At 29.2% G+C, this 13464-nt stretch carries 11 protein-coding genes; 2 read left to right on the forward strand and 9 right to left on the reverse strand.

All coding sequences use genetic code 11. The features are described from left to right. Nucleotides 1-161: 161 nt before the first annotated feature. A complete protein-coding gene (locus HR065_RS02600; RefSeq protein WP_178734345.1) occupies nucleotides 162-1145 on the forward strand; it encodes an oligopeptide/dipeptide ABC transporter ATP-binding protein in 984 nt (327 codons plus the stop codon). After that, nucleotides 1142-1930: an ABC transporter ATP-binding protein gene (locus tag HR065_RS02605; protein ID WP_178734346.1), complete on the forward strand. Its 789-nt coding sequence runs from the start codon at nucleotides 1142-1144 to the stop codon at nucleotides 1928-1930. The genes HR065_RS02600 and HR065_RS02605 overlap by 4 nt, the downstream gene beginning before the upstream one ends. 83 nt (nucleotides 1931-2013) lie before the next feature. Here HR065_RS02605 and HR065_RS02610 read toward each other — a convergent pair whose 3' ends face one another. From HR065_RS02610 to pheS, 9 genes are all read right to left on the reverse strand, one after another. After that, nucleotides 2014-2277 carry a hypothetical protein gene (locus tag HR065_RS02610; RefSeq protein WP_178734347.1) on the reverse strand — a complete coding sequence of 88 codons (264 nt, stop codon included), beginning with the start codon at nucleotides 2275-2277 and terminating at the stop codon, nucleotides 2014-2016. Between the two features lie 279 nt (nucleotides 2278-2556). Further along, complete coding sequence (locus HR065_RS02615) at nucleotides 2557-3756, reverse strand: extracellular solute-binding protein (RefSeq protein ID WP_178734348.1); 1200 nt, start codon at nucleotides 3754-3756, stop codon at nucleotides 2557-2559. Then, nucleotides 3749-4549: an ABC transporter permease gene (locus HR065_RS02620; protein ID WP_178734349.1), complete on the reverse strand. Its 801-nt coding sequence runs from the start codon at nucleotides 4547-4549 to the stop codon at nucleotides 3749-3751. The genes HR065_RS02615 and HR065_RS02620 overlap by 8 nt, the downstream gene beginning before the upstream one ends. Continuing rightward, nucleotides 4533-5381 carry an ABC transporter permease gene (locus HR065_RS02625; RefSeq protein WP_178734350.1) on the reverse strand — a complete coding sequence of 283 codons (849 nt, stop codon included), beginning with the start codon at nucleotides 5379-5381 and terminating at the stop codon, nucleotides 4533-4535. The genes HR065_RS02620 and HR065_RS02625 overlap by 17 nt, the downstream gene beginning before the upstream one ends. 5 nt (nucleotides 5382-5386) lie before the next feature. Further along, nucleotides 5387-6682, reverse strand: a complete 1296-nt coding sequence (locus tag HR065_RS02630) for an ABC transporter ATP-binding protein (protein ID WP_178734351.1) — start codon at nucleotides 6680-6682, stop codon at nucleotides 5387-5389. Nucleotides 6683-6751: 69 nt separating this feature from the next. Continuing rightward, nucleotides 6752-8575: a translation elongation factor 4 gene (lepA, locus tag HR065_RS02635; protein ID WP_178734352.1), complete on the reverse strand. Its 1824-nt coding sequence runs from the start codon at nucleotides 8573-8575 to the stop codon at nucleotides 6752-6754. Nucleotides 8576-8674: 99 nt separating this feature from the next. After that, nucleotides 8675-9592, reverse strand: a complete 918-nt coding sequence (rsgA, locus tag HR065_RS02640; RefSeq protein WP_178734353.1) for a ribosome small subunit-dependent GTPase A — start codon at nucleotides 9590-9592, stop codon at nucleotides 8675-8677. 14 nt (nucleotides 9593-9606) lie between these two features. Further along, nucleotides 9607-11997 carry a phenylalanine--tRNA ligase subunit beta gene (pheT, locus tag HR065_RS02645; RefSeq protein ID WP_178734354.1) on the reverse strand — a complete coding sequence of 797 codons (2391 nt, stop codon included), beginning with the start codon at nucleotides 11995-11997 and terminating at the stop codon, nucleotides 9607-9609. 50 nt (nucleotides 11998-12047) lie between these two features. Continuing rightward, the gene (gene pheS / locus HR065_RS02650; protein ID WP_178734355.1) at nucleotides 12048-13082 is read right to left on the reverse strand and encodes a phenylalanine--tRNA ligase subunit alpha; all 1035 of its coding nucleotides are present in this window, start codon (nucleotides 13080-13082) and stop codon (nucleotides 12048-12050) included. Nucleotides 13083-13464 lie beyond the last annotated feature (382 nt).

A 13464-nucleotide genomic window follows, 5' to 3' on the forward strand; every position in this document is an offset into this window, starting at 1 on the left:
AGAACGAAAAAACCAAAAGATTTCTGAATCATTATAAAAGAAGGATTATTGGTTCCTCTAATAAAAGAATGATAAATAGGTTCCTTTCAAAAGATTACTTTTTAATAAAAAAAACGTGGTTTTAAGTCTTATTTAAACAAATAAAAAGGATTTGAAAAAAAATGATAAAAAATAAAATTTTAATTAAAACACAAAATTTATCTAAATTTTTTGACTTAAAAAAGGCTTTTTTGAAAAAAAATAATATCGTTTTAAAAGCGAATAATAATATTAATTTAGCCGTTTTTCAAGGAGAAACATTAAGTGTTGTGGGTGGTTCTGGTTCAGGTAAATCAACTTTAGGGCAAACTATTTTACAAATTGAAAAACCTACTTCGGGTCATGTTTTTTATTATAACGACGAACAGGAAATAGATTTAACCCTTTTATCCAATAAAGAAACACGTTTATTGAGAAAAGACTTACAAATTATTTTCCAAGATCCTTTTTCGTCTTTAAATCCTCATTTGAAAATAGGGGATATTATTGGCGAAGGTTTATTGATTCATAAAATGGTGAAAAGCAAAAATGATCCGGAATATAAAAAGATGATTTTGCAGATGATGGAAAAATGTGGAGTTGATTTATCTTTTTATGATCGTTTCCCTCATCAATTATCTGGTGGACAAAGACAAAGGATATCTATCGCTAGAGCCTTGATTTTAAAGCCTAAATTTGTCGTTTGTGATGAGATAGTCTCAGCCTTAGATGTTTCTATTCAAGAGCAAATTTTAACCCTTTTAGATGATTTAAAAAAACAATATCAATTGACTTTTTTGTTTATCACTCATGATTTAGGAGTAGCGCGTTATATTAGCGATCGTATAGCGGTTATGCATTTGGGTAAGTTAGTGGAATTAGCTCCTACAGAGCAAATTTTTAAAAATCCTCAACACCCTTATACCAAACAATTATTAAACGCTATTCCTAAGTTAGAAACAGAAAAAGAAAATCGTTTTAAAATTACATATGAAACTGATAAAGTCTCTTTTTTATACAGAGCAGGTCAAAAAGATCTAGATTGGCATGAAGCGTCACCTAATCATTTTGTCGCTTGTACTGTTAAAAATAAAAAAACCAGTCAAAAGGATGGCAAAAAAGCATGAGTTTATTAAAAGTTAATAATTTACATACTTATTTTCAAACTCAAAAAGGTTTCATCAAAGCGGTGGAAGGGGTTAGTTTTGAATTGGAAGAAGGACGTACTTTAGGTATTGTAGGAGAATCTGGTAGTGGCAAAAGCCAAACAGCTATGTCTATTTTACAATTGTTTGAGCCCAATCAAAAAATACACCAAGGAGAAATTGTTTTCAACAACCAAGTTATTTCTAAGTTTAATACTCAAGAAATGCAGAAAATTCGTGGTAACGAAATAGCAATGATTTTCCAAGATCCTATGGCAAGTCTGAACCCCGTTTTTAAAATTAAACACCAAATAATGGATGTTTTAATGTTACACCGTAAAATGAACAAAAAAGAAGCTTATGATAAAGCTTTAGAAATGTTAGATAAAGTAAAAATTAAAAATCCCAAAATGATTATGGAATCCTATCCTTATCAATTATCCGGCGGGATGTGTCAAAGAGTTATGATTTCGATGGCTTTAGTTTGTGAGCCTAAAATTTTAATCGCTGATGAAGCGACTACCGCTTTAGATGTTATCGTGCAAAAAGAAATTTTAAACTTAATGAATGAATTGAAAAAAGAACAAAAGATCTCTATTTTATTTATCACTCATGATTTAGGGGTTGTTTCTCAAATGGCAGATGATATTATCGTTATGTACGGAGGAAAAGTGGTAGAAAAAGGCTCTACTAAAGCGATTCTACATAATCCACAACACCCTTATACCAAATCATTATTAGCTAATTTTAAAAAAACTGGTATATAAGCTTTTTTGGTATAAAAAATTATTACATATATTATAAAGATAAAAAAGACCCTTTAAAAGGGCCTTTTTTATTATAGGGCAAATTATTTTTTGTTTTTTAAATTTTGGTTTAATTCTTCTAATAAAGCATTATTTTTTTCTAATAATTTATTTTTTTCTTCTGCCATTCTCAAATGTTCTCTACTTAATCTTTGATTTTCTTCCGCTAATTTACTATTGTGTTCAAACATTTTTTTATTTTTTTCTATCATTTTTTTAGTCGCCTGACTGATTAAAATTATACCGAACAGAAATATCACTAAAGTTAATAAACGCAACGCTATATGCATCCATTCCATGCTTTCCATGAATTATATTCCTCCTTTTTATTTTTTACTAAAAGATTTGATCAATGGGGATAAAAGAAAAATGAAGATAATAAATGATTCCATACATAATAAAAAGATATCTTCTAGTCTCGGACAGACATAAACTCTATTCCAAGAATAATTTCTTTTCCTTATTATATCATATTTATATATTTTATCATTATCATTTGCTTTTATATTTTTTTCTATAATAAAGATCATTATTTTCTTCTTGCTGTTATAAGGTGAAAAGAAATCGATGAAATTGGTTTTAAAAAGCTATTTTTTACGAAAAGATTTGATAAATGGTAATAAAAGCAGAACTAAGATAATGAATAAATTGATAAACAATAAATAATTATCTTGTGGTCTAGGATGAGCGTACACTTCATTCCAAGAATCATTTATTTCTTTTTTATTTTCTTTATCATATTGATACATTTGATCTTCTTTATTTATTACGATCTTTAATCGGCTATCTTCTGAGATGTCCTCATAAGGCGAATCGTAACCGATAAATTCGGCGTTTTTTCTTATTTTGTCTTTTTCCAATAAGAAATTGATGAACGCATAAGCTCCTTTGGTGTTCGCGTTTTTCGGTAACACAATGCTATCAACCCAAATATTGGTACCTCTTTCTTTTTTGTCGCCTGCATTAAAAGGATAAAATTTTAAATTCTTATTTTGATTCATTAAGAATCTAGCGTCACCAGAATAAGTTAAAGAAATATCGTATTTTTCTTCGCCTTCGATTTTCATTTGATCTAGAAGTTGATCAGTAACAAAAGATAATTTATTATTGGTTTTTTTCAAGTCTAATAGCCATTTTTTAGCTTTAATGATGTCATCTGAAGTAGGGTTTTTAATATCCCCACCAGTCGCCTTCAAACCGATAAAAAGTCCTTCAAAAGAATTATTATATAAAGAAATTTTATTTTCCGGACCCATCATTAAATCTTTCCAATTTGGGATTTCCGATTCTTTTATTTTTTTTGTATTATATAATAAACCTAAATTACCCCAAAAATAAGGAATAGTGTAAGGTTTTATATCTTCTGGAATTCTCTCTTTATATACGCCTTTAAATACTGTTGTAAATATATCGTCTATTTCTTTTTTGTCTTTAAGTTTATCAATTTTATTGTAATCAATTTTTTCCAATAAAGTCGGTTCTTCTTTGTTTAATTTTTCTATCGCGTATTCGCTTAAAATAGCTATATCGTATTTATCCCCGGCTTTAATTTTATTAACAGCCAATTCATTAGAAGAAAAAAAACTTTGTTTAATGACGTATTCTTTTGATATTTCGTTAAAATCATTGATAAGACTGGGTTCTATAAATTCCCCCCAATTAAACAAAATAATAGTTTGTTTTTCTGGATGAGAAGAGTCTTTTCTCATCATTTTATGTGCTAAATAAAAAACGCTAAAAAAGACTATCAAAAAAACGCCCCCCAAAAGATATTTTTTTTTATTCATGTTTTTTAGAGTCTTTTCTTAATTTTAAATAATTTAATAAAATTTTACTTAGCACAAATAAAATTAAAATAGATGATAAAGCGTTAATAGTAGGATTAACGGTTCCTTTTAAGCTGTAAATATAAGCGGATATATTTTGATAGTCTGCTCCACCAGCGAAATACGAAATAATAAAATCATCAAAAGATAAAGCAAAAGCGATACTCGCCCCAGCCAACATGGAACCTTTTAATTGCGGCAAAACTACTTTGATAATGGTTTGCAAAGGCGTAGCGCCTAAATCATAAGAGGCTTCGATGGAATCTATATCTAAAGTAGAGGATTTAGCGTAAACAGTGACCAAAACATAAGGAACGCTAAAAGAAATATGAGCTAATAACATACGCCAAAAACCGCTAGTTAAACCCACAAAACTAAATAAAACAAATAACGCTAAAGCGTTAATTATTTCCGGAATAATGATTGGTAATTGGTTGACATTTAAAATCGCTTTACGCCATTTCTTTTTATAATTCATTAAAGAAATAGCCGCTAAAGTGCCAAAAATAGTAGCAAAAAAAGTCGATAAGAAAGCGATTTGAAAAGTAACGATAATAGCGGATTTAATCGAATTATCTTGAAATATTTTATAATACCATTTCAGCCCAAATTTGTTAAAATGCACTAAAGATGCGATTCTTCCTTCGTTTTCATTAAAAGAAAAAATAATTAAGGAAATAATAGGAAGATAAATAAAGATCAACATCAAAACCAAAAAGAGGGAGGAAAAAGTAGTTTTATTTTTCTTTTGCATAATCATTATTACCTTTATATTTGTTACTATTTTTAAAAAAAGTTAAAATTAAAAACATTAACAAAGTTAAATTAACTGCCATTACACAAGCACTTTTGATATCTCCGTTTAAAAAGGTGGTATTTTCAATCAGTTCGCTAATAGAAGTAACGGTAGTAGGTCCTAAATATTTAGGAACAACAATATTGGTCACTATTTGTAATAAAATTAAAACAGTTCCGGCTAAAACCCCTGGTAAAGATAAAGGGAAAATGATTTTGGTAAAAATTTGTTTTTCGTTAGCTCCTAAATCTTTAGCCGCTTCTACCAAGTTAGGATCTATTTTAACGATACTCAAATAAATAGAAACAAACATATAAGGTAAAAATAAGTAAATATAACCAATAAACATAGCGATATCACTTTCTAAAATCCTTATATTTAAAAACCTTTCTATTAAAGAAAAAATTTGTACCAAAGCTTGGGTTTTTAAAATCATATTAATCCAAATAGTCCCATTAATCAATAAAACTAAGATGGGTTGGATTAAAGGATGTCTTTTAGAAACAATATAAGCCAAAGGATAAGATAAAAGGATAATTAAAACAGTAGCGATAACAGCGATCGAAATTGACCTTAATAAGACATAAATAAAATTTAGATTCTTATAAAAGTTTTGATAATATTCAGTGGTAAAACCCATTGGAACTAAATTTTGTTCCTTATATTGTTGAAAGGAATCAAAGACAATAATGAAAATAGGGACAATCACTAAAGAAATAATAATGATAAAATACGGCAAAGACAACCATTTATAAATTTTATTAGTTTTGTTGGTGTTTGAGGATGACATCTTTTTTACCATACTTCCATAATATGTAAATCTTCTGGATTGAAAGTAATCCCTACTTTACTATCTATTTGTACAAAATCCGTGGTATGAATTAAATACTGACGATGTTTAGTATTAATAATTACTTCCCAATGAACTCCTTTAAATAAAACCGATTGGACGACTCCTTGGATTAAACCATCTTCCCATTTAATAATATCAATATCTTCCGGACGAATCACTACATCTACTTTTTGGTTTTCATCAAAACCACGGTCAACACAAACAAATTCTTTATCATCAAACCATACTAAAAAATCTTTTTTCATCACTCCAGGGATTAAATTAGATTCTCCGATAAATTGGGCGATAAATTTATTAGCCGGTTCGTTATAAATATCTTGGGGAGTGCCGATTTGTTGAATTTCACCTTGTTTTAAAACCACGATTTTATCACTTAAAGCTAAAGCTTCTTCTTGATCGTGTGTCACAAAAATAAAAGTAATCCCAGAATTTCTTTGAATTTCTTTTAATTCGTACTGCATCTCTTGTCTTAATTTTAAATCCAGCGCTGCTAAAGGTTCGTCTAACAATAAGACTTTAGGCTTATTAATCAAAGCTCTCGCGATAGCGACCCTTTGTTGTTGTCCGCCTGATAAACGGTTAATATCTCTATTTTCAAAACCCTTTAAACCAACTAATTTTAAATAATGCATCACAGTCTTTTTAATAAAAGCGTCTTTTTCTTGATAAGTTAAAAGGTCTTTTTTTAAAAGAGTTAATTTTTTTTGGTGTTCTTGGTTAATCAAGTTTATTTTTTCTTTTAACTCTTGGTTTAAAGCTTTGATTTCAGGTCCAAAACCCACCTTGAACCAACGTTGTAACCAAGTCGGTTTAGAGGTGGTTTTAGCCATTATTTTTTCTTGATAAGAATCAATGACATTATTCATCTCTTGTTGGGTTTTATTTTTTAAAGCTTTGATTTTTTGGTTAGTTTCATAATTTAAATCTTTTATTTTCAAACCAAAAGCGATATTTTCTAAAACATTTAAATGAGGAAATAAAGCGTATTTTTGAAAGACAGTGTTAATTAATCTTTTATGTGGCGGCACATCAACAATGCTTTGATTGTTAAAAAGAATATCACCACTACTAAAATCATCAAAACCACCGATAATTTTTAAAATAGTGGTTTTTCCGCATCCTGAAGGACCTAATAAAGTCACAAATTCATTAGTTTTGATTTCTAAGTTAATATCTTTTAAAATAATTTGACTATCAATGACTTTATTAATGTTTTTTAATTCGATTAAATTGCTCATGTTTTTCAACCTCTTTTGAACAAATTAAATAACCTTTGAGCTTGTTAAGCTATTAAGACAATTTAAATTTTAATTGTCGTTGGCGGAAAGAATAGCTAAAAAGGCTTTTTGAGGTAATTTAACTCTTCCTATTGTTTTCATTTTCTTTTTACCTTCTTTTTGCTTGGAAAGAAGTTTTTTCTTCCTAGTCACATCACCACCATAACATTTATCAATTACGTTTTTACGCATCGATTTAATAGTTTCTCGGGTGATAATTTTTTTTCCTAAAGCTGCTTGAATGGTAATTTCAAACATTTGTTTGGGAATCATGGTTTTTAAAGTTTGACAAATAGCTTTCCCTCTGTTATAAGCGAAATCTTCATGTACGATAAAAGACAGCGCTTCCACGACTTCAGAATTTAATAAAATATCCATTTTTTTCAATTTACTAGGGCGATAGTTATCTAATTGATAATCAAAAGACGCATAACCTTTGGTCGCGGATTTTAATTTATCAAAATAATTATAAATTACTTCGGAAAGTGGTAATAAATAATTCAAAGTTACCCTTTGATCGTTTAAATATTGAATATTCTCTAATTGACCTCTTTTATTTTGAGAAATCTCCATGACTGCTCCGATATACATTTCTGGACAAGTGATAAAAGCGTTAATATAAGGTTCTTCTACTCTTTCGATAGATTGGTTATTAGGCCATTTGTTTAAATTATCAATAATAATTTTTTTATTTTGTTTGGTAAAAACATGAAAAATTACCGAAGGAGCGGTAATAATTACTTCGATACCGAATTCTCTAACAATTCTTTCTTGGGTAATTTCCATATGTAAAAGACCTAAAAAACCAATCCTGAAACCAGAACCTAAAACATTAGAATTTTCTTTTTCATAAAGTAAAGAAGAATCGTTTAATTTTAATTTTTGTAAAGCTTCTTTTAAACTTTCGTATTTACTCGTATCCGCAGGATATAGCCCACAAAACACTACCGGATTAATTTGACGATAACCTGGTAAAGCTTCTACATGGTTGTGTTTTTGTAAAGTAATAGTATCGCCCACTCTCACAGCGTCCATATTTTTAATAAAAGCAGTTAGATAACCTACATCGCCTGCTGCTAAAAAATCTTTTTTAAAAGGATGCGGGTTGAAAATACCTACTTCAATCACTTCATAAACCGCTTTACTAGCCATAAAACGGATTTTATCGCCTTTTTTAACTATACCATTAATAATCCTAATATAAGGAATAACGCCTTTAAAAGTGTTAAAAGTGGAGTCAAAAATTAAGGCTTGTAAAGGCTTAGCAGCGTCTCCTTGGGGTGGTTTGATATTAGTAATGATTTGTTCTAAAATTTCCACTACTCCTAAACCAGTTTTACCACTAGCGGAAATAATAGTATTCGTATCTAATCCTAGAGTATCTTGAATGGCTAATTTAGTTTTTTCTACGTCAGCGTTAGGCAAATCTACTTTATTTAAAACCGGAATAATGGTTAAATTATTTTCTAAAGCTAAATAAACGTTGGATAAAGTTTGGGATTGAATTCCTTGCGAAGCATCTACTATTAGCAAAACTCCTTCACAAGCAGCCAAAGCACGTGAAACTTCATAACTAAAGTCCACGTGTCCTGGGGTATCGATCAAATGCATAATATATTCTTCCCCGTTTTTCGCTTGATAAAGAATTTCCACTGAATTTAATTTAATAGTAATACCACGTTCTTGTTCTAAATCCATCGAATCTAAATATTGAGATTTCATGGACCTTTTTTCAATGGTATTAGTTATTTCTAAAATTCTATCCGCTAAAGTTGATTTCCCGTGGTCTATATGAGCGATAATAGAAAAATTACGTATTTTTTTTTGTCTTTGGTTAATTTTATCAAAATTCATATCAATAAACAACTTTCTTCTTTAAAAAATGAGTTTCTGATATTATTTTACCTTTATTTTCAGCTTTATATGGAAAAGAAAGGTAAAATCCGAAAATTATCATGTTTTATGTTTAAATTTGGTTCTTTTGTTTTTAATTTCTTCTACAAAAGAAAGGTAATTATTATATCTTTTTAGAGGAATAGAGCCGTTTTGTACCGCTTCTTTGACTTTACATTTGTTCTCATTAATATGTAAACAACTATAACCAAAAAAACATTCTTCAGATAAAAGGACAAAATCATTATAAAAATTTTTAATTTCTTCAGCTTTAATTTCTGATAAATCTAGTTTCGAAAAACCAGGAGTATCCGCTATATATCCTTCATGGAAAAAAAATAATTTCGAGTTTTTGGTAGTGTGTTTCCCTCTGCTTAAATGCTTCGAAACTTCTTGAGTTTTTAAATTAAGCGAAGTTAAGGAATTTAATAAAGTCGATTTACCTACTCCGGTTTGTCCGGCTAAAATGGTGACTTGTTGTTTGAAAAGAGGGTATAAAACATCTAAACCCTCTTTATTAGTTTTAGTAACGTAAAAAACCTGATAAAATTTTTCATAATAAGAGATTTTCTCTTTTAAAAGATCTATTTTGGATGGTTCCACTAAATCTGTTTTAGTAAAAATTAAAATTATTTTTAAACGGAATCTTTGTAAAATAATTAAAAATTTATCTAATAGTTTAAATTGAAACTTCGGATTTACCAAAGAAAAGACTAAAAAGACTTGGTTGATATTAGCGATACTAGGTCTTTGTAATTCGTTAGTACGGGGAACGATGCTATCAATTAAAAATTGGTTTTTTTTACGTTCAAACATGACTATATCGCCCACTTTTATTTTGGAGTAATCCGCAGTATCAGAATTATTTTTAATATTTTGTATTTTTCCTTTAACTTGGGCATGAATTTTTTTTTCAGTTTCTAGATCAACAATAACATAATCTTTAGCTAAAAATTCAATTATAATTCCTTTACGCAAAAAAATGAACCACCTTATCTGATTTGGACTTGAAATGTTTGTTTTAATTTATCTTCTATTTTAGTCATTATTTCTTCAACATTGTTTTTTTGTAAACTTTGTTGAGCATCTTTAAAAGTAAACCTGAAAGACAAGGAATATTCCTCAGCGGATAAATCTTTATTTTGATAAAGATCTAAAAGCACGTATTGGACTAAAATATCTGATACTTCTTGTTGTAAAAAGAGAGATACTTCTTCAAAAGTGTAATGTTGGTTAATTAAAAAACTCAAATCTCTAGTGATAGAAGGGAATTTATTAATGTTTTGAAAAACGATAGGTTTTGGTTCATCAAAAAAGCTATCTTTTAAAGTAAGATCTAAAAGGAAGCTTTTTTTCAGATGATAAGCGTTATTAACATGAGGGTGAACTTCACCAATAAAACCAATTTTTTCGTTATCTAGGACAATATTAGCTTGTCTACCAGGGTGAAGGTTCGCATATTCCTTAGTTTTAACTAACTTTAAATCAATGTTTAAAAACAATTGAATTCTTTCTAAGACCCCTTTTAACACAAAAAAAGAACTTTCGATATCTTGTTTCAACCAACTAGAATTGAAAAATAACCCACTTAAGCCTAAAGATAAATGCATGATTTCTCGGTCAGAATAATAAGCTTTACCGATTTCAAAAAAAGCGTTATTGAGGTTATTATTTTTTTGATTGAAACTTAAGACTTCTATCATATTAGCGGCTAAATTCTGTCTTAAAATGGTTTTTTCTTTGGAAATAGGCTTAGTTACTGAAACATATTCCTGACTATCAGAAAACATTTTAAAAAGAGTTTCGTTTAATAGGCTATAAGTTTTTACCTCCATAAAGCCTAAATTAGCTAATAAATTTCTTAATTTATATAAGCCTTGTTGACGGTTAGTTCTTAAACCAATCGTTTTGTATTGGCTTTGTTCGGAAGTATCCATATCATTATAACCACGAATACGAATTAAATCCGAAATAACATCTTCATAAATTTCCGCATCATAACGTCGAGATGGACCAACCACTTGAAAAACGTTCTTTTCTGAAGTCTTAATTTCGTAATCCAATTTAGTTAAAATATCTATGACTTCTGGGGAAGAAAAATTAATCCCGGTTTTTTTATTAATCTTTTCTAAAGAGAAAGTTAAAACAGGGTTTTGACGTGTTTTACGGTGAATAGAAACCATGTTTTGGCTTACTTTAACCGCAGTTAATTCTTGTAATAAAGAGGTCGCTTTCTCTAAAGCCTCTTTTAATAACGCTTGGTCAATTCCTCTTTTAAAACGTAAAGCATTTTCGTTTTGGATATTTAACCTTTTACTCGTTTGAAAAACATTGGCTGTTTGGAAAGCAGCTGTGGAAAGGATAATATCTGTTGTTTGGTGATTAATGTTGTATTCAGCGGCATTAATCATTCCCGCTACGGAAATAACCTTTTTATCGTTGGTAATCACTATATCTTCTGCGTTTAAAAGATATTCGTTCTTCTCAGCATCAACCACTTTTTGCCCAGCAACAGCTTGATTAATTTCAATAACAGGTTTTTTTAAATTACCAGCATCAAAAGCGATAATAGGAACACCATATTCAATCATAACGAGGTTCATAATATCCACTACATTATTCACTGGTTTAATATGACTAGTATTTAAAATATTTCTTAACCATAAAGGGCTAGTGGTCACTTTTACATCCGTTAAATAACGTAGATTATATTCCCAACAATGGTCGTTATTGATTTTTACTTGAAAAGGGTTCATTTCTTGGTCTTCTTGAAGAGGTTCATAAGAAGGAGCGATAAATTTAAGAGGTTGTTCGGGCGTAGAAATAGCGGCTAAATCTTTCGCAAACCCAATATGAGACAATAACTCCGCTTTATTCGGCGTTAAAGCTAATTCGACAAAAGAACCTTGTAATCGAAGATATTCTAGGGCTGATTGACCTACTTGAGCGTCATCGCCTAACAGTAAAATCCCTTCTTCGGCGTTTTCGTGGTCTGTTAAATGTTTCAGATTTAAACCGATTTCTTCAGAGGAACAAATCATACCGTTAGATTCCACCCCACAAAGGGTTTTTTTCTCAATAGTGGTCTTAATAGCGTCTAAATAAGACCCACTTTGAATCACTACGACTTTTTTATTGACCGCTAAATTAGAAGCGCCACAAACAATAGATAAAACCTCTTTCCCGATATTAACTTGTACTAAATTAAGTTTAGCCGTCTGAGGTATTTTTTCAAATTGGACTATTTCCCCTATAATTAACTCTTGGTTAGGGTTAATAAGGTCGGTTGATTCTACTTCAATAATATGGTTATTGGTTAAATCTTTTAAATTATGAGGTAGGGGGAAAAGATATTTTTTTAAGATATTTTCGTTAATTATCATAAGATAACTCCTTGTTAGTAAATTATTTGATTAATAAAAGATGATAAAAATTATTTTGCGAATTGCTTTAAAAAACGCTTATCGTTATTATAAAAATGACGAATATCTTTAATACCGTATTTTAACATCGCGATTCTTTCGATACCGATCCCAAAAGCGAAACCTTGGAAAATTTCTGGATCAAAACCACCGTTTTTTAAAATTTCGGGATGAATTGGACCTGCTCCCATAACTTCTAAATAAACGTCTTTTTCACCTTCTTGTTCGATAATTAGGTCAACTTCTAAACTAGGATTAGTAAAAGGGAAATAAGAAGGACGGAATAACAATTTCTGTTTAGGACCGAAAATGTGTTGCATAAACATAATAATAGTTTGCTTTAAATCCATTAAAGTAGTGTGTTGGTCAATAACGAAGCCCTCTAATTGGGTAAATTGATGACTATGAGTTGCATCATCTTTATCACGACGGAAAACATTACCATAAGAGATAACTTTTAAAGGTTGTGAATTGCTGGCTAACATAGCTTGAATTTGGACCGAAGAGGTGTGGGTTCTTAAAAGCGATTGAGGATTAATGTTTAAATAAAAAGAATCCTGCATGTCTCTTGCTGGATGTTCTTTACCAATATTCATTAATTCAAAATTATATAAATCACTCACAATTTCGTTACCATCATAAATAGAATAACCCATGCCTAAAAAAAAGTCTTCCGCTTGTTCCAGGATTTTATTTAAAGGATGGATGGTTCCGACTGGTAATTGAAAAGAAGGTAAGGAAATATCGGTTTCTTCTTCTTTTAATTGTTGGTTCAATAGTTCTTGTTCTAAAACATTGCTTTTCTCTTGAAATAAAGTGTTTATTTCTTGTTTTAAAAGATTAATAGCTTTCCCGATAGTTTTTTTCTCTTCTAAAGAGTAATTTCTTAATTCCTTCAATAAAGCGGCTATTTGACCATTTTTACCAATATATTCTACTTCGGCTTGTTGTAACTGTTTCATATCGTTAATAGCCTGAAGATCTGTTTTAATTTGTTGCTCTAAAGTAGTTAATTTTTTTTTAAATTCAATAATGTTTGGGTTCATAAAATAACCTTTTAAATCCTTTATTTTTCATAAATTTTTAAAATTAATTTTTATCTTGTTTCAATAAATATTATATATAATGTTTACTAATTATATCACAATATTTCTTTAAAAAAAAGGATGTTTTTCTTTTAAGAAAGAAAAACAGTTCTTTGCAGGAAAAAATTAAAAAAATTTTGGTTGATTTATGGGTTAAAAAAATAATTAAACGTAAAAGAATATGTTTTTTTATGGTTTTTCCTATATAATTTTTTTCTAATTTTTAACCTTTTTTCATGAAAGAAGGTTAAATTGTATCATTTTTTTAATATCAAAATACAATAATTCTATTAAATTGAATAAAAAAACAAGTAAAAAGCTCATCTACTTGTTTTTTTTTTTT

Source organism: Candidatus Phytoplasma pruni (assembly GCF_013391955.1).
Lineage (GTDB): Bacteria > Bacillota_I > Bacilli_A > Acholeplasmatales > Acholeplasmataceae > Phytoplasma.